Source organism: Nocardioides lianchengensis (assembly GCF_900101465.1).
GTDB classification, from domain to species: domain Bacteria; phylum Actinomycetota; class Actinomycetes; order Propionibacteriales; family Nocardioidaceae; genus Nocardioides; species Nocardioides lianchengensis.
The window spans coordinates 281433-297411 of the sequence record NZ_FMZM01000002.1 but is presented as its reverse complement, the minus strand read 5'-3'; the positions used below and the strand labels follow the sequence as shown (position 1 = coordinate 297411).

Annotated in this window: 16 protein-coding genes and 2 tRNA genes; 5 read left to right on the top strand and 13 right to left on the bottom strand. The window is 70.5% G+C overall.

The features are described from left to right. Nucleotides 1-169: 169 nt before the first annotated feature. A complete protein-coding gene (locus BLT76_RS04940) occupies nt 170-1207 on the bottom strand; it encodes an Ig-like domain repeat protein (protein ID WP_090851584.1) in 1038 nt (345 codons plus the stop codon). Between the two features lie 95 nt (nt 1208-1302). Between BLT76_RS04940 and BLT76_RS04935 the strand changes: the two genes are divergently transcribed. Beyond that, nucleotides 1303-2109, top strand: coding sequence for an MBL fold metallo-hydrolase (locus BLT76_RS04935; RefSeq protein ID WP_170866935.1), 807 nt, complete (start codon nt 1303-1305; stop codon nt 2107-2109). Here BLT76_RS04935 and BLT76_RS04930 read toward each other — a convergent pair. The 11 genes from BLT76_RS04930 to BLT76_RS04885 all read right to left on the bottom strand — a co-directional run bounded on the left by BLT76_RS04930 (nt 2097) and on the right by BLT76_RS04885 (nt 12747). After that, a tRNA-Ala gene (locus BLT76_RS04930) sits at nt 2097-2172 on the bottom strand. The genes BLT76_RS04935 and BLT76_RS04930 overlap by 13 nt on opposite strands. A 23-nt stretch (nt 2173-2195) precedes the next feature. Beyond that, the gene (locus BLT76_RS26115; RefSeq protein ID WP_211752724.1) at nt 2196-2324 is read right to left on the bottom strand and encodes a DLW-39 family protein; all 129 of its coding nucleotides are present in this window, start codon (nt 2322-2324) and stop codon (nt 2196-2198) included. Between the two features lie 33 nt (nt 2325-2357). Then, nucleotides 2358-2434 (bottom strand) — tRNA-Ile (locus BLT76_RS04925). A 92-nt stretch (nt 2435-2526) separates the two neighbouring features. After that, the gene (locus BLT76_RS04920) at nt 2527-3099 is read right to left on the bottom strand and encodes a DUF3566 domain-containing protein (RefSeq protein WP_090851581.1); all 573 of its coding nucleotides are present in this window, start codon (nt 3097-3099) and stop codon (nt 2527-2529) included. After that, entirely contained in the window at nt 3096-5768 is a 2673-nt protein-coding gene (gyrA, locus tag BLT76_RS04915; RefSeq protein WP_090851578.1) for a DNA gyrase subunit A, read from the bottom strand. Before gyrA ends, BLT76_RS04920 begins: the two co-directional genes overlap by 4 nt. Nucleotides 5769-5821: 53 nt before the next feature. After that, nucleotides 5822-7960 (bottom strand): DNA topoisomerase (ATP-hydrolyzing) subunit B, encoded by a 2139-nt coding sequence (gene gyrB, locus BLT76_RS04910; protein WP_090852159.1) that lies wholly within the window; start codon nt 7958-7960, stop codon nt 5822-5824. Between the two features lie 215 nt (nt 7961-8175). Next, nucleotides 8176-8715, bottom strand: a complete 540-nt coding sequence (locus tag BLT76_RS04905) for a DciA family protein (RefSeq protein ID WP_090851575.1) — start codon at nt 8713-8715, stop codon at nt 8176-8178. Next, on the bottom strand, nt 8705-9859 hold the full coding sequence (gene recF / locus BLT76_RS04900; RefSeq protein ID WP_090851572.1) for a DNA replication/repair protein RecF: 1155 nt from the start codon (nt 9857-9859) through the stop codon (nt 8705-8707). Before recF ends, BLT76_RS04905 begins: the two co-directional genes overlap by 11 nt. 6 nt (nt 9860-9865) lie before the next feature. After that, entirely contained in the window at nt 9866-10771 is a 906-nt protein-coding gene (gene gnd / locus BLT76_RS04895) for a phosphogluconate dehydrogenase (NAD(+)-dependent, decarboxylating) (protein ID WP_090851569.1), read from the bottom strand. A 56-nt stretch (nt 10772-10827) separates the two neighbouring features. Beyond that, a complete protein-coding gene (gene dnaN, locus BLT76_RS04890; protein ID WP_090851565.1) occupies nt 10828-11967 on the bottom strand; it encodes a DNA polymerase III subunit beta in 1140 nt (379 codons plus the stop codon). A 363-nt stretch (nt 11968-12330) separates the two neighbouring features. After that, complete coding sequence (locus BLT76_RS04885) at nt 12331-12747, bottom strand: organic hydroperoxide resistance protein (RefSeq protein WP_090851561.1); 417 nt, start codon at nt 12745-12747, stop codon at nt 12331-12333. A 51-nt stretch (nt 12748-12798) separates the two neighbouring features. Between BLT76_RS04885 and BLT76_RS04880 the strand changes: the two genes are divergently transcribed. Next, a complete protein-coding gene (locus BLT76_RS04880) occupies nt 12799-13266 on the top strand; it encodes a MarR family winged helix-turn-helix transcriptional regulator (protein WP_090851559.1) in 468 nt (155 codons plus the stop codon). Here the strand turns inward: BLT76_RS04880 and dnaA are convergent. Next, nucleotides 13241-14719: a chromosomal replication initiator protein DnaA gene (gene dnaA / locus BLT76_RS04875; RefSeq protein WP_244509261.1), complete on the bottom strand. Its 1479-nt coding sequence runs from the start codon at nt 14717-14719 to the stop codon at nt 13241-13243. The two genes, BLT76_RS04880 and dnaA, sit on opposite strands and share 26 nt — an antisense overlap. Nucleotides 14720-15198: 479 nt before the next feature. Between dnaA and rpmH the strand changes: the two genes are divergently transcribed. The 3 genes from rpmH to yidD are packed head-to-tail and all read left to right on the top strand — an operon-like array spanning nt 15199 to nt 15966. After that, entirely contained in the window at nt 15199-15336 is a 138-nt protein-coding gene (rpmH, locus tag BLT76_RS04870) for a 50S ribosomal protein L34 (RefSeq protein WP_090851553.1), read from the top strand. After that, nucleotides 15275-15703 (top strand): ribonuclease P protein component, encoded by a 429-nt coding sequence (rnpA, locus tag BLT76_RS04865; protein ID WP_373366993.1) that lies wholly within the window; start codon nt 15275-15277, stop codon nt 15701-15703. The genes rpmH and rnpA overlap by 62 nt, the downstream gene beginning before the upstream one ends. Then, complete coding sequence (gene yidD / locus BLT76_RS04860; RefSeq protein WP_090851547.1) at nt 15700-15966, top strand: membrane protein insertion efficiency factor YidD; 267 nt, start codon at nt 15700-15702, stop codon at nt 15964-15966. The genes rnpA and yidD overlap by 4 nt, the downstream gene beginning before the upstream one ends. Nucleotides 15967-15979: the final 13 nt, after the last annotated feature.

Genomic DNA, 15979 nt, shown 5'->3' with positions numbered 1-15979 from the left:
GGAAGGGCGCCGAGGGTCGAGGCGAGGACGCATGCGATCACGACGGCGGCACGCCGGCGTAGAGGGTTCTTCATCGAGTGCTCCAGGAGGGAGGCCGGCGACTCGGGCGTCGTCCGGGTGCGGCGTCGAGCACCCCCGCAGGGCGCGGGGGTGCCCGAGCTCGGGTGCGTCAGCCCTTGCGCACGACCGAGAAACGACCGGTGCCCTTCGAGGCGCTGTACGACGCGTTGCCCAGGTAGGTGGCGACGACCTTGTAGCGACCCGGCTTGAGCGTGCCCGGGACCGGCACCCGCGCCGAGCCGTTGCGCAGCGTCTTCTGGTAGGTGCGCTTGCCGATCTTGATCTTGACCTTGCCGGTGGCGGGCAGGTCGCCGGCCGTCACGTCGACTCGCAGACCCGGCGAGCGGCCCTGCACGACCTTCTTGCGGAAGACGTCGACGGTGGTGACGCTCGTGGCCCGGGCGACCCTCCGACCCCCGATGGTGCGGGGGGCGGCATCGAAGCCGGCCCCCGGCACCAGGACGACCGAGCTCGGGTAGCTCAGCCGAGCGGACACCACGCGTCCCGCGTCGGCCCCGGTCGGGTCGTAGGTGTTGCCGATCGCGTTCGGGATCGCCACGCCGTCGCGGAGCCACTGGACGCCGGGGGCGAGCGCACCGGCGCCCACCAGGGTGTAGGTGTCGATGAGGTTCTTCATGGTCGGCGACCAGGTCATGGTCAGGCGCTTGCCGACGGCGGCCGTCCCGGTGATCGTCCCGGGCGCGGCCAGACGGACGGTGTAGACGGCCGGGGTCTCGGAGTCGGTGACCGGGAGGACGCCGGGGACCGACACGGTCGTGGCACCCGGCGCGCCCTGCATCCCCAGGTAGTTGCACGGGGTGACTCCGTGGCAGCTCAGGCCGCCCCAGGGGCTCATGGTGCTCACGCCGTACCGACCCACCTCGGTGGCATCGAACGTGGTCGTGTTGGGCGGCGTCAAGGTCCCGGTCAGTCCATCGGGGTCGGCCTCGCCGGACTTGTACAGCTCGACGATGGCGGTCACCGGCTTGCCGGCCTGGTCGACGACCTTGACGACGACGACGCCACGCCCGTCGTCCGGCACGGCTGCGGCCGGTCCGGCCGAGACGACCGGGACGAGGAGGGCCGCAGCGGCCAGGGCGGCCACGAGGCCGCGTCGCAGAGGGTTCTTCTTCAGATGGGAGTCCACGTGTTCGGATGCTAGGGCTCGCGGACCTTCTGTGAGACGGTTCCTCACTCTTGCCCGCCCTGGACTAGACGCCTGTCGGCCGTCACGATGCCCCCGTGAGCGTCACCCACCTGAACTGCGCGTCCTTCCGCCCCGCGCTGACCTTCGGTGGTCGCGCGATGCCGAGGACCGTGGTCGCGCACTGCCTGCTCGTCGAGCGGCCCGACGGCCTGCTCCTCGTCGACACCGGCTTCGGCACGGGCGACCTTGCGGACCCGAGGCGGCTCGGCCAGCCGTTCCGGGCGATCCTGCGCCCGGTCCTCGACCCGGCCGAGACCGCGATCGCCCAGCTGCGCCGGCTGGGCCACGATCCCGCCGACGTCACCGACGTCGTCCTCACCCATCTCGACCTCGACCACGCCGGCGGCATCGGTGACTTCCCGTTCGCCCGGGTCCACGTGCACGCCGCCGAACTGGACGCGGCCCTGCACCCCACCCTGAAGGAGCGCGGCCGCTACCGCTCCCCCCAGTGGGCCCACGGGCCGCGCTGGGTCCGCCACCACACCGCGGGTGACTCCTGGCTCGGCCTGGAGTCGGTCACCGTCCTGGGCGACGACGTCCTGCTGGTCCCGCTGGCCGGCCACAGCCGCGGCCACAGCGCGGTGGCGGTGGCCCGGCCCGGAGGTGGATGGCTGCTGCACGCCGGTGACGCCTACTTCGCGGCGGGCGAGAAGGAGACACCACGCACCTGCCCGCCGGGACTCCGCCTCTTCCAGAGCCTCACGCAGGCCGACTCGCACCTGCGGCACAGCAACCAGGAGCGGCTCCGCGAGCTGTACGCCGCGCACCGTGACGACGTCACGGTCTTCTCCGCCCACGACCCGGCGGAGTACGCCGCGCTGTCAGGAACTGGTGGAGCCTAGGGGACTCGAACCCCTAACCCCCTGCTTGCAAAGCAGGTGCGCTACCAATTGCGCCAAGGCCCCTCGTGGTGAAGCAGGGTGGGCGGTCAGGCCTTGCGAGTGACCGCGTCGGTGGCCTCGGCCCAGAGGGCCTGCTCGGCCTTGCCCTCGTCGATCTTCTTCTTGGCGAGGACGGCGCCGGCGGCGGCCAGCGCGAGGAGGACGAGCTTCTTCACAGCGGCTCCTTGGTGCGCGGGGCGGGGTGGTGCTGGTGGGCCTAACAGGACTTGAACCTGTGACCTCTTCCTTATCAGGGAAGCGCTCTAACCGTCTGAGCTATAGGCCCGCTCCCGGCCAGGGCCGGAGGCGGTCGCCGGGCGACCGAGGGGTGACACTACCCCACCCCTGAGGAGCCCGACAAAACGAGGAAGCCGCAGGTCAGTTGTCCTCGGCCAGGGTGACTTCGATGCCGCCCAGGAGGGCCGCAGCCATGTTGTAGAGGAAGGCCCCGAGAGTCGCGATCGCGGTCAGCAGCACCACGTCGACCACGGCGATCAGCATCGTGAAGCCGACGACGCGCGAGGTGCCGACGTAGTTCTCGACGTCGAAGTCCTGGGCGGTGTCGCCGCCGAGGATGTCGCGGACCGAGGTGTTGATCGAGTCCCAGACGCCGGCGGCGTCGAGCACGCTCCAGACCATCAGCACCGACACGATCGTGACGATGCCGAAGGCGATCGAGAGCAGGAACGACGTCTTCATCACCGACCACGGGTCGATCCGGGTCAGACGGAGCCGGGCCCGCCGCGGCGGACGCCCGCCCCGGGCGGCCTTCTTCGCCGCCTTGGTCGACTCCGGCGCGGAATTCGCCTTGTGCTCGTCAGCCGCGCTGCCGAGCTTGGCCTGGACCCGCTCCTTCAGGGGCGGTCGTACGGCGGTCTCGTCGCTGGAGCGCTCGCGGCCCGCGTCACGGGCCGGTCGCGCCGGGGCGCGTTCGGCTGAACGGTCCGTCATGCGTCCTCATCCCCGGGCTGGTCCGTCGTCGTGGTCGCATCGATTGTTGCATCCGCGTCCACATCGGACGACTCAGCGAGCGCGTCCTCCTCCTCGGCCTCGTCGACCTTGGCCTCGACCGATCGGGCGACGACCGCGACGGAGTCCTTGCCCTTGGGCGTCACGAAGCGCACGCCCTGGGTCGAGCGGCCGGTCGGGCGGAAGTCCGCGTTGATCGGGCTGCGGACCACCTGGCCGGCCTGGGTGATCGACAGGACCTCGTCGCCGTCCTCGACGATGAAGGCGCCGACCAGGCCGCCACGGTCCTCGTTGGCCAGGGTCATCGCCTTGACGCCGAGCCCGCCGCGACCGGTGATGCGGTACTCGCTGATCCGGCTGCGCTTGGCGAAGCCACCGTCGGTGATGGTGAAGACGTACTGCGGCTTCACCTCGGCGACCTGCTCGCTGGTCGCCTCGACGTCGGCGGAGTCCTCGGTCTCCTCGCTGAGCCCGGCGGCCTCCTCGGCCGCGACCTGGGCCGCGCGGATCACCGACATGGAGAGCACGGAGTCCTCGGGGCTCTTGAACTTCATGCCCGTGACGCCCGAGGTCGCGCGACCCATCGGGCGCAGCTGGCCGTCGTCGGCACGGAACCGGATGGCCTGGCCCTTGCGGGAGACCAGCAGGATGTCGTCGTCACCGCTGACCAGCTCGGCCCCGATCAGCACGTCGTCCTCCTCGCGGAAGTTGATCGCGATGACACCGGCCTGCCGCGGGCTGTTGTAGTCGCCGAGGCGGGTCTTCTTGACCAGGCCGCTGCGCGTCGCCAGGACGAGGTACGGCGCCTGCTCGTAGTCGCGGATGGCCAGCACCTGGGCGATGTTCTCGTCCGGCTGGAAGCTCAGCAGGCCGGCCACGTGCCCGCCCTTCGCGTCCCGCGACGCCTCGGGGAGGTTGTAGGCCTTGGTGCGGTAGACCCGCCCGGCGGTGGTGAAGAACAGCAGCCAGTGGTGGTTGGTGGTCGAGATGAAGTGCTCGACCACGTCGTCGCCGCGCAGGGTCGCGCCGCGTACGCCCTTGCCGCCCCGCTTCTGGGTGCGGTACTGGTCGGCCCGGGTGCGCTTGGCGTAGCCGCCGCGGGTGATCGAGACGACGAGGTCCTCGTCGGGGATCAGGTCCTCCATCGAGAGGTCCCCGTCGGCCGCGATGATCTGCGTGCGGCGGTCGTCGCCGTACTTCTCGACGATCTCGCCCAGCTCGGTGACCACGATCTGCCGCTGGCGCGACACGTTGGCCAGGATGTCCTCGTAGTCGGCGATCTGCAGCTCGATCTCGGCGAGCTCGTCGATGATCTTCTGGCGCTGCAGGGCGGCGAGCTGCCGCAGCTGCATGTCGAGGATCGCGGTCGCCTGCAGCTCGTCGATCTCGAGCAGCTGCATCAGGCCGACGCGGGCCTCGGCCACGTCGGGCGAGCGCCGGATCAGGGCGATGACCTCGTCGAGGGCGTCGAGCGCCTTGACGAGCCCACGCAGGATGTGGGCGCGCTCCTCGGCCTTGCGGAGCAGGAACTCCGTACGACGGCGCACGACCTCGAGCTGGTGGGTGACCCAGTTGGAGATGAACTGGTCGATCGACAGCGTCCGCGGGACGCCGTCGACCAGGGCCAGCATGTTGGCGCTGAAGTTGGTCTGCAGCTCGGTGTGCTTGAGCAGGTTGTTGAGGACCACCCGTGCGACGGCGTCGCGCTTCAGCACGACCACCAGGCGCTGCCCGGTGCGGTCGGAGGTGTCGTCACGGACGTCGGAGATGCCCTGCACCCGGCCGGTGTCGGCGAGCTCGGCGATCTTCAGCGCCAGGTTGTCCGGGTTGACCATGTAGGGCAGCTCGGTGATGACCAGGCAGGTGCGGCCCTTGCTGTCCTCGTCGACCTCGATCACCGCGCGCTGGGTGATCGAGCCGCGGCCGGTGCGGTAGGCCTGCTCGATGCCGGTGTGGCCGGTGATCAGGGCGCCGTTCGGGAAGTCGGGGCCCTTGATCCGCTCGATGAGCGCGTCCTGCAGCTCCTCGCGGGTCGCGTCGGGGTGCTCGAGGGCCCAGGTCGCGCCCTCGGCCACCTCGCGCAGGTTGTGCGGCGGGATGTTGGTGGCCATGCCGACGGCGATGCCGGCCGAGCCGTTGACCAGCAGGTTGGGGATCCGCGACGGGAGGACGACCGGCTCCTGCGAGCGGCCGTCGTAGTTGGGCTGGAAGTCGACGGTCTCCTTGTCGATGTCGCGGACCATCTCGAGGGCCAGCGGGGCCATCCGGCACTCGGTGTACCGCATGGCTGCGGCGGCGTCGTTGCCCGGGGAGCCGAAGTTGCCCTGGCCCTGGATCATCGGCGCGCGCATCACCCAGGGCTGGGCGAGGCGGACCAGGGTGTCGTAGATCGCGGTGTCGCCGTGCGGGTGGTACTGACCCATGACATCGCCGACGACGCGCGAGCACTTCGAGAAGCCGCGGTCGGGGCGGTAGCCCCCGTCGTACATCGCGTAGAGCACGCGGCGGTGCACCGGCTTGAGCCCGTCGCGTACGTCGGGCAGCGCGCGACCGACGATGACGGCCATCGCGTAGTCGATGTAGGCGCGCTGCATCGAGGTCTGCAGCTCGACCGGCTCGATCCGGCCGCCGGGGGTGGGGGTCTCAGTCACGTTCTCGGTCTCTCTCGTCGGCTCTACTGGAATCTAGGGATCTCGCTAGAGAGCTAGATATCCAGGAATCGAACGTCCTTGGCGTTGCGCTGGATGAAGGAGCGGCGCTGCTCGACGTCCTCGCCCATCAGGATCGAGAAGATCTCGTCGGCGTGCGCCGCGTCGTCCAGGGTGACCTGCAGCATCAGCCGCTGGTCGGGGTCCATCGTGGTCTCCCACAGCTCCTTGGCGTTCATCTCGCCGAGACCCTTGTAGCGCTGGACCGGGTTCTCCTTGGGCAGCTTCTTGCCGGCGGCCTGGCCGTCGCGCAGCAGCGCGTCGCGCTCGGCGTCGGAGTAGACGAACTCGTGCTCGGCCGGCTTGTTCCAGCGCAGCCGGTAGAGCGGGGGCTGGGCCATGTAGACGTAGCCGTGCTCGATGAGCGGGCGCATGAAGCGGAAGAGCAGCGTCAGCAGCAGGGTGTTGATGTGGTGGCCGTCGACGTCGGCGTCGGCCATCAGCACCACCTTGTGGTAGCGCAGCTTCTCCTCGTTGAACTCCTCCTGGATGCCGGTGCCCAGCGCGGAGATGATCGACTGCACCTCCTGGTTGCCCAGGACCTTGTCGATGCGCGCCTTCTCGACGTTCAGGATCTTGCCGCGGATCGGGAGGATCGCCTGGATGCGCGGGTCGCGCCCCTGACGGGCCGAGCCGCCGGCCGAGTCGCCCTCGACGATGAAGACCTCGCACTCGGCGGGGTTGGTCGACTGGCAGTCCGACAGCTTGCCGGGCAGGCCGCCGCCGCCGAGCAGTCCCTTGCGCCCGCGGGCCAGGTCGCGGGCCTTGCGGGCCGCGATCCGGGCCTGGGCCGCGGCCTGGCTCTTGCGGACGATGTCCTTGCCCTCGGCCGGGTTCTCCTCGAACCAGGCGCCGAGCTGGTCGTTGACCAGGCGCTGGACGAAGCCCTTGGCCTCGGTGTTGCCGAGCTTGGTCTTAGTCTGGCCCTCGAACTGCGGCTCGCCGAGCTTGATCGAGATGATCGCGGTCAGGCCCTCGCGGATGTCGTCACCCGTGACCCGGTCCTCGGGCTTCTTCATCAAGCCCCACACGCCGCCCCAGTTGTTGACCAGTGAGGTCAGGGCCGCGCGGAAGCCCTCCTCGTGGGTGCCGCCCTCGTGGGTGTTGATGGTGTTGGCGAAGGTGTGCACCGACTCGGTGAACGAGGTGTTCCACTGCATCGCCACCTCGAGCGACATGTGGTTCTCCTGCGACTCCGGGGTCTCGGCCTCGAAGGAGATGACCGTCGGGTTCGCGATCTGCTTGCTGCGGTTGAGGTGCTCGACGAAGTCGACCAGGCCGCGGTCGAACTTGAAGACCTGCTCGAGGCCGCCGCCCTCGCCCTTCTTGATCCCGGTCGGCCCGCCGTCGACCTCGGGGTCGATGGTCGAGTCGGCGACGGCCTCGGCGATGTCGCCGGCCGCCGGGCGGTCGTCGCGGACGACGATCTCGAGACCCTTGTTGAGGAAGGCCATCTCGCGGATGCGGTGGGTGATCGTCTCGAGCGAGTACGTCGTCGTCTCGAAGATCGTCGGCGAGGCCCAGTAGGTGACCGTGGTGCCGCTCTCCTCACCGGGCTCCAGCGGGCGGACCTGCTCGAGGTCGGCGTCCGGCACGCCCAGGCTGAAGGCCTGGCGCCACAGGTGGCCGCGGTTCTTCACCTCGACCACGAGGTGGTCGGAGAGCGCGTTGACGACCGAGACGCCGACGCCGTGCAGACCACCGGAGACCTTGTAGCCGCCGCCGCCGAACTTGCCTCCCGCGTGGAGCAGGGTCAGGGCCATCGTGACGGCGGGCATCTCCTGGCCGGGCGCGGTGTCGGTCGGGATGCCGCGGCCGTTGTCGGAGACGCGGATCGCGCCGTCCTCGGTCAGGGTGATGACGATCCGGTCGCAGTGGCCGGCCAGCGCCTCGTCGACCGCGTTGTCCACGATCTCCCAGATCAGGTGGTGCAGGCCGCGCTCGCCGGTCGAGCCGATGTACATGCCCGGGCGCTTGCGGACCGCCTCGAGGCCCTCGAGGACCTGGATCGCGGAGGCGTCGTACTCGCTGTCGACGCGGGAGGAGGAGACGGGGGGCGGTGCGGTGGGGGTCTCGTCGGGCTGGACCGGGTTGACGTCGCTCACGCGCACCTCTTCTGCGGACGGTCGTGACATGGAGAAGGCCGCGTGCGTGAATGCGTGGCGGCCGACCTCCATGATAGCCCCCGGAAGGCCTGATTCCACGGTCTGCACCCCCACAGGGGGGCGTCTGTGGAGGAAATCGTCCCGTGAGCGCCCCCTGCGGGCGTCCGAGACGGCTCGGGAGGGGGTCGGGTGGGTCCCGGTACGCCGGAGGGGCCCGCAGATCGCCCCGTCGGCCCGATCCGGGCTCAGCCGTAGGTGTCGCGGGGCCCGCGGCCGTCCCGCGCCGACCGGGGACCCTTCTTCCAGGTCGGCAGGTTCGGTCCGAGCACGTCGATGAGCGCCACCGTCCCGTGCCCCAGCTGCTCGTTGAGCCGGCGTACGACGGTGGGGGCCAACAGCTTCAGCTGGGTCGCCCAGGCGGTCGAGTCGGTGCGGACCACGAGCTTGCCGTCGGCGAACGTCTCGGGCGTGCAGTGGGCCGCCACCTCGTCGCCGACCAGCTCGGCCCAGCGGCCGAAGACCCCCTGCATCCGCAGGTCGAGCTCCCACCCGTGGTCGCGGACCAGCCGACCGAGAGTGGCGTCGAGCAGCTGCGGGTCGCGCTCGTCGGGGTGCGAGCCGGACACCCGGCTTCCGGTGGCCCGGCGGGGCCCGGTCCGGGGCTTGCGCCGGGCCGGGCCGCCCGAGCGGGCGTTGGCGCGGGTGAACGCCTTGGCCAGGTCGAGGCCGTCGTCGCGGCGCTCGGGCTCGACCGCCTCCTCCGGGGCGTCGTCGTCACTGCTCACGGGTGACCTCGCCGCCCTTGACCAGGAAGCGCGCCCCGGCCAGGGCCGGCGGGACGTCGTCGGCGACGGCCGCGGTGACCAGCACCTGCTCCGCCCCGGCGACGAGCTCGGCGAGCTGGGCCCGGCGCTCGGTGTCGAGCTCGGCGAAGACGTCGTCCAGGATCAGGATCGGGTCGTCGCCGTCGGCGCGCAGCAGGTCGTACGACGCCAGCCGCAGCGCCAGCGCGAAGGACCACGACTCACCGTGCGAGGCGTAGCCCTTGACCGGCAGCGCTCCCTCGCCCGGTCCGTGACCGATCGTCAGCAGCAGGTCGTCGCGGTGCGGGCCGACCAGCGAGATCCCGCGGTCCAGCTCGTCCTTGCGCCGGCGCTCGACCTCGGCGAGCAGCACCTCCGCGAGGGCCTCGCGATCCGTGGCGCCGCCGAGGTCGCACGACGGCCGGTACTCGATCTCGGCGTCGTCGCGGGTCGCGCCGCGGGCGACGGTCTCGTAGGCCTTGCCGACGTAGGGCCGCAGCGCCTCGACCAGGGACAGTCGCTCGGCCAGCAGCTCGGCGCCGGTGCGGGCGAGGTGGTCGTCCCAGACGCCCAGGGTCGAGAGAGCACCCTCCTGCGACGAGCTCCCGCGCCGGGCCGCGCCGGCGGTCTTCAGCAGCGAGTTGCGCTGGCGCAGGATCCGGTCGTAGTCGGATCGCACCCCGGCCAGGCGGGGCGCACGCAGGACCAGCAGGTCGTCGAGGAACCGCCGCCGGTCGGACGGGTCGCCCTTGACCAGGGTGAGGTCCTCGGGCGAGAACACCACCGTGCGCACCAGGCCGACCAGCTCGCGGGCCCGGGGCAGCGGTGACTTGTTGACCCGGGCCCGGTTGGCCTTGCCCGGGTTGAGCTCGATCTCGAGGACCGCCGTCCGCCCGTCGCGTACGACGGCCGCGCGGACCACGGCCTGCTCGGCACCGGCCCGCACCAGGGGCGCATCGGTCGCGACCCGGTGCGAGCTCAGCCGCGAGAGGTAGTCGATCGCCTCCACCAGGTTGGTCTTGCCCTGCCCGTTGCGCCCGATGAACGCGGTGACGCCCGGCTCGAGCGGGACCTCCGCGACGGCGTACGAGCGGAAGTCGTGCAGGGAGAGGTGGGAGACGTGCACGGCCGGTCAGCCGGGGTTGGCGTCTCCGCCCACCGGCGGCTCGGTGTGCACGGCGTGACCGCCGAACTGGTTGCGCATCGCGGCGATCGCCTTCATCGCAGGACTGTCGTCCTGGCGGGAGGTGAACCGGGCGAAGAGGGACGCGGCGATGACGTGCATCGGGACGGCGTTCTCGATGGCGGCCTCGACGGTCCACCGGCCCTCGCCGGAGTCCTCGGCGTACCCGGCGATCTTGTCGAGGTGCGGGTCCTCCTCCACGGCCGCGACCAGGAGGTCGAGCAGCCAGGAGCGGATGACCGTGCCGGAGCGCCAGGAGTCGAAGACCTCGGTGACGTTGTCGACCAGGTCGACCTTCTCGAGCAGCTCCCAGCCCTCGGCGTAGCTCTGCATCATCGCGTACTCGATGCCGTTGTGGACCATCTTGGCGAAGTGCCCCGCACCCGGCTTCTTGCCCGCGTGCACGAAGCCGCCCTCGTCGGGCTTGAGCGCGTCGAAGGCCGGCTGGACCTTGGCGACGTCCTCGTCGGAGCCGCCGCACATCAGGGCGTAGCCGTTCTGCAGGCCCCAGACACCGCCGGAGACGCCGCAGTCGACGAAGCCGATCCCCTTCGCGCCGAGCAGCTCGGCGTTCAGCTGGTCGTCGGTGTACTTGGAGTTGCCGCCGTCGACGACCAGGTCGCCCTCGCCGAGCAGCTCGCCGAGCTGGCGGACCGTCTCGCGGGTCGGGTCGCCGGCCGGGACCATCACCCAGACCACCTTGGGCGAGGGGAGGGCCTCGACCAGCTCCTCGAGGCTGCCGACGTCGGAGACGTCGGGGTTGCGGTCGAAGCCGACGACGGTGACGCCGCCGTCACGCATGCGGGTGCGCATGTTGCCACCCATCTTGCCGAGGCCGACGAGTCCGATGTGCATCGAGTGCTCCTCCTGAGGATGGACGGTGGCACCAGCCTAGAGCCGGTGCTCGAGCGTCAGGAGAGCAGGCGGCGCGGCATGAGCAGGTAGCGGAAGCCGGGGTCGTCCGCACCCTCGGCCGTCGCCCCGCTGATCACCACCGGCTTGGAGGCCTGCGTGAACGCGAGCTCGACCTGCTCCTGGTCGATGGCGGTGAGCCCGTCGAGGAGGAACTGGGGGTTGAAGCCCGTCGTGATGTCCTCGCCGTTGATGTCGGCCTCGATCGACTCGGACGCCTGCGCCTCGTCGCCGGAGCCGGCGTCGAGGGTCAGCACGCCGTCGCTGAAGGCCAGCTGGACGGCGGTGTTGCGCTCGGCGACCAGCGCCACGCGCTTGACCGACTCGACCAGCTCGGACTTCTTCACCGTCGCGACCGTGAGGTGCTCGGACGGGAACAGGCTGCGGACCTTGGGGAACTCACCGTCGAGGAGCCGCGTCGTCGTACGGCGCACGCCGCCGGCGGCCGCGCCCTCGAAGCCGATGATGCCCTCGCCCGATCCGCCCGCGGCCAGCGCGATGGTGACCTCGGAGCCGGCCGTGAGCGACTTGGCCGTGTCGCCGAGCACCTTGGCGGGCACCAGCGCGGCCACGGCCTCGTCGGGCGTGCGCGGGTCCCAGCCGAGCTCGCGGTGCGAGAGCCGGAAGCGGTCGGTGGCCAGCAGGGAGATCGACGAGCCGTCGATCTCGATCCGGACGCCGGTCAGGACGGGGAGCATGTCGTCACGGCCGGCGGCGGTGACGGCCTGGGCGACGGCGTGGGCGAAGACGTCGCTCTGGACCGTGCCGGTGGCCGCCGGCATGTCGGGCAGCGTCGGGTAGTCCTCGACCGGCATCGTCTGCAGGCTGAACCGGGCCGACCCGCAGGTCAGCGAGACCCGCGAGCCGTCGAGGACCATGTCGACGGGCTTGGCGGGCAGGCTGCGGCAGATGTCGGCGAGCAGCCGGCCGCTGACCAGCGCCCGGCCGTCCTCGGCCACGTCGGCCTTGAGGGTGGCTCGCGCCGACGTCTCGTAGTCGAAGGTGGAGAGCACCAGGCCCTCGTCACCGGCCTCGATCAGCAGGCCGGCGAGGACGGGGACGCTGGGCCGGACCGGCAGGCTGCGCGCGGCCCAGGCAACGGCATCGGCGAGCACGTCGCGCTCGACGCGGAACTTCACGATGTGTCGTCCTTCGACTCGGATCCAGGGATGCGCATCCTGCCATGACGCGGGTCCCGGGGGGAGGTGCGGTCTGGTTGTCCCCAGGTCGGGGCCCGGATGGATGTTGACCGAGGATCGTGATGGCTAGAGGTACGTCGTAGTAAGAGCAAGGGTGGAATCTGTGGACAGGGGACATCTTCGCAGGTCAGAGGCTGTCTCGACTGTGCACAACGGGTGTGGAGGAACGACGGACGGCCCGGGCCTGCGTGTGGACGCAGGCCCGGGCCGTCGCTGAGTGTGTTGTTCCTCCCCAGGCCTTGTGGACGAACCACGGCGTGGCACCACAGGAAGTCCACAGGGCGGGGGTGCCGCCCGAGTGGCTCAGGCGACCGTCAGCGTGACCTCGATGTTGCCCCGCGTCGCGTTCGAGTACGGGCACACCTGGTGCGCCTGCTCGACCAGCTGCTGCGCCTGGTCGGCGTCGACGTTGGGCAGGGTGATCTCCAGGCCCACGGCGAGCTGGAAGCCCCCGGCCCCGTTGTCGCCGATGGACACGTCCGCGACCACCTCGGAGTCGGAGTGGTCCGCTCCGGCCTTCCCGGCGACGAGGCGCAGCGCGCCGTGGAAGCACGCGGCGTACCCCGCGGCGAAGAGCTGCTCGGGGTTGGTGGCACCACCGGCGCCACCCATCTCCTTCGGGACGCGGACGTCGAGGTCGATCTGGTCGTCGGTCGAGTGGACGTGGCCGTTGCGGCCGTCCCCGGTGGCGACGGCGGTGGCGGTGTAGATAGGTTCCATGTGCACAAATGTATTGTGCGTAATCGAATTGTGCAAGCGTATGATGTGGGCATGTCCGCCACCACTCCGCAGCTGTCGCTGGACGACATGGTCTGCTTCCCGCTCTACGCCGCGACACGGGCGGTCACGCGCGCCTATGCGGACCTCCTGGCCGAGGTCGGGCTGACCTACCCGCAGTACCTCACGATGCTGGCGGTGTGGGAGGCCGAGGAGCCGCGGAGCGTGCGTGAGCTCGGCGACCGGCTGATGCTGGACTCGGGGACGCTCACGCCCCTGCTGAAGCGACTCGAGGTGGCCGGTCACGTCGTACGACGACGCGACGAGCGGGACGAGCGGCGCGTGCTGGTGTCGGCGACGGAGCGGGGCGAGCAGCTGCGGGCCGAGGTCGCCGAGGTGCCGGCGCGTCTTTTCGCCGCGATGGGACTGGAGCTGGCGGAGCTGGTCGAGCTGCGCGAGCGGCTCGGGGTGCTCCTGGAGAACTTGGGGTCCTCCGTCAGGACTGACGCGCCTGCATCTTGACCCGGTTAGTCAGCTCGGAGACCTGGTTGAAGACCGCACGCCGCTCGGCGAGCAGCTGGTTGATCTTGCGGTCGGCGTACATGACGGTCGTGTGGTCGCGGTTGCCGAACTGGGCGCCGATCTTGGGCAGCGACAGGTCGGTCAGCTCGCGGCAGAGGTACATCGCGATCTGACGCGCCATGACGAGGTGTCGGCCACGGCTGGGACCGGTGAGCTCCTCGATGGAGAGACCGAAGTAGGCGGCGGTCTGGGCGATGATCAGCGCCGCCGTGATCTCGGGCTCGCCGCCCTCGGGGATCAGGTCCTTGAGGACGATCTCGGCCAGGGTCATGTCGACCTCCTGGCGGTTGAGGTTGGCGAAGGCCGTGACCCGGATCAGCGCACCCTCGAGCTCGCGGATGTTGGTCTGGATCTTGGAGGCGATGAACTCCAGGACGTCTGGTGGAGCCGTGAGGCGGTCCATCGCGGCCTTCTTGCGGAGGATGGCGATGCGGGTCTCGAGGTCCGGCGGCTGGACGTCGGTGATCAGCCCCCACTCGAAGCGGTTGCGGAGCCGGTCCTCGAGCGCCTCGAGCCGCTTGGGGGCGCGGTCGGACGTGAGTACGATCTGCTTGTTGGCGTTGTGGAGCGTGTTGAAGGTGTGGAAGAACTCCTCCTGGGTCTGGGTCTTCCCCTCCAGGAACTGGATGTCGTCGATCAGCAGGACGTCGACGTCGCGGTAGCGCCGCTTGAACCGGTCCTGCCGGTCGTCGCGGATCGCGTTGATGAACTCGTTCGTGAACTCCTCGCTCGACACGTAGCGCACCTTCGCGCCGGTGTAGAGGCTCCGGACGTAGTGGCCGATCGCGTGCAGGAGGTGGGTCTTGCCCAGTCCGGAGTCGCCGTAGACCAGCAACGGGTTGTAGGCCTTGCCGGGTGCCTCGGCGACGGCGACCGCGGCCGCGTGCGGGAAGCGGTTGGACGAGCCGATGACGAAGGTCTCGAACGTGTACTTGGGGTTCAGTCGCGTCTCGAGGGCGGACGGCTTGGTGGGGCCGGCGTGCAACGGGTCGGCCAGGACCTCGCCCTGACCGGAGACGACCTGGCTCGGGCCGGACCGGCCGACGCCGTTGGTCGACAGCGCGGGCTCGGGCTCGTGGTCGTCGGTGAGATCGTCGTCGGCGACCGAGGGCGCGGCGTCCTCGAGGAGCGGGTTCACGGTGACGGCGATCCGGATCTCGCGGCCGAAGGCGACCGTGAGCGCGTCCTCGAGCTGCGCGCGCAGGCGGCCCTCGAGCTGACCACGGGTGAAGTCGTTGGGCACGGCGATGATCGCGGTGTTGCCGTGCAGCGTCACCGGCTCGCTGGCTCGCAGCCAGGCCCGCTGGTTGGGCTGGAGCTCCCGGACGACGCGGGACCAGGCCACGACGAGGTCGGCGGCGGGGTCGGCGTCGTGCTGGATGTCCTGGTCCACGGTTCCCGTTTTCTCTGTGCTGGCGGGGGGCTCCCGACACGCCGGCGGCCCGGTGGTCGAGTCTGTTTCCACAACTTTGTCCACAGGCTGTGAACCTGGCGGTGACGCGGTTGGGGAGGTGTTTCCGAGACGCAGCCGGCGCGAGTCGTCTTCCACGTTCGCCCTGGTCAGAGGCCGTCCTGCGGGATCTGCCGGCTGATCTGAGTCGCGTTCGTGAGGATTGGGTCCGCTGGCTGGCGGGGAACCTCGGTGCGGCGAACCTAACCCGGGCGCTCGCGCTGCGGCAAGCCGTCATCCACAGGCTTGGGGCACGGTCCGTACGCTGGCTCCATCGGCGCCCGACGTCGGTTTGACCCTGCGGAATCGCAGCGCGTACCGTTGGCCGGTCATCCGGTGTCGATCGCCTGTCGTCGAGCAGTCGACGGGCAGCGCCGATCCGCCGGGCCCTGAGGCCTGAACACCCACCGAAAGAGAAGCTCGTGAGCAAGCGTACGTACCAGCCGAACAACCGTCGTCGCCACAAGGTGCACGGGTTCCGCCTGCGCATGCGCACCCGTGCGGGTCGCGCGATCCTGTCGACGCGCCGCCGCAAGGGCCGCAAGAACCTGGCTGTCTGACGGCCGTCCGGCCGTCCTCGCGGGAGCTGCGTTGCTGTCGCCGGACCACCGTCTCACTGACGCGGACCAGTTCCGCGCCGCGAGCAGGGGTCGGCGCTCGGGTTCGCGGACTCTCGTCGTTCACCTCGGCACTGCCGAGGAGAGCGGCGTGCCGGCCCGAGTCGGGCTGGTCGTGAGCAAGGCCGTCGGCAATGCCGTCGTCCGCAACCGCGTGAAGCGCCGTCTTCGACACCTGGCCCGGGAGCACCTCGCTGTGCTCCCGGGCTCTGCTGTGCTCGTGGTCCGGGCGCTTCCGGCGGCGGCGTCGTCGTCGTACGACGAGCTGGGTGAGGACCTCGGGCGTTGTCTGGGCCGGGTGCTGTCATGAAGCACGTCCTGGTGGCCCTGCTCCGTGTCTACCGCGCGGTGATCAGCCCGCTGTACGGCCAGGTCTGCCGCTACCACCCGTCCTGCTCGGCGTACGCCCTGGAGGCCGTGCAGGAGCATGGCAGCATCCGGGGCTCCTGGCTCGCGATGCGTCGGCTCGGCCGGTGCCACCCCTGGGCCGCCGGTGGCTACGACCCGGTGCCCTCTCGAACCCGTCCTCCGCGCTCCGGCGTGGCCGCACCCTCACCCCAGCAAGGAGCCTGATCCGTGGGCATCT

Excerpts from the sequence above, each read along its gene's own strand:
- BLT76_RS04920 (WP_090851581.1), bottom strand. The coding sequence starts at position 3,099 with ATGACGGACCGTTCAGCCGAACGCGCCCCGGCGCGACCGGCCCGTGAC.
- gyrB (WP_090852159.1), bottom strand. The coding sequence starts at position 7,960 with ATGTCACGACCGTCCGCAGAAGAGGTGCGCGTGAGCGACGTCAACCCG.
- gnd (WP_090851569.1), bottom strand. The coding sequence starts at position 10,771 with ATGCACATCGGACTCGTCGGCCTCGGCAAGATGGGTGGCAACATGCGC.
- BLT76_RS04885 (WP_090851561.1), bottom strand. The coding sequence starts at position 12,747 with ATGGAACCTATCTACACCGCCACCGCCGTCGCCACCGGGGACGGCCGC.
- BLT76_RS04880 (WP_090851559.1), top strand. The coding sequence starts at position 12,799 with ATGTCCGCCACCACTCCGCAGCTGTCGCTGGACGACATGGTCTGCTTC.
- yidD (WP_090851547.1), top strand. The coding sequence starts at position 15,700 with ATGAAGCACGTCCTGGTGGCCCTGCTCCGTGTCTACCGCGCGGTGATC.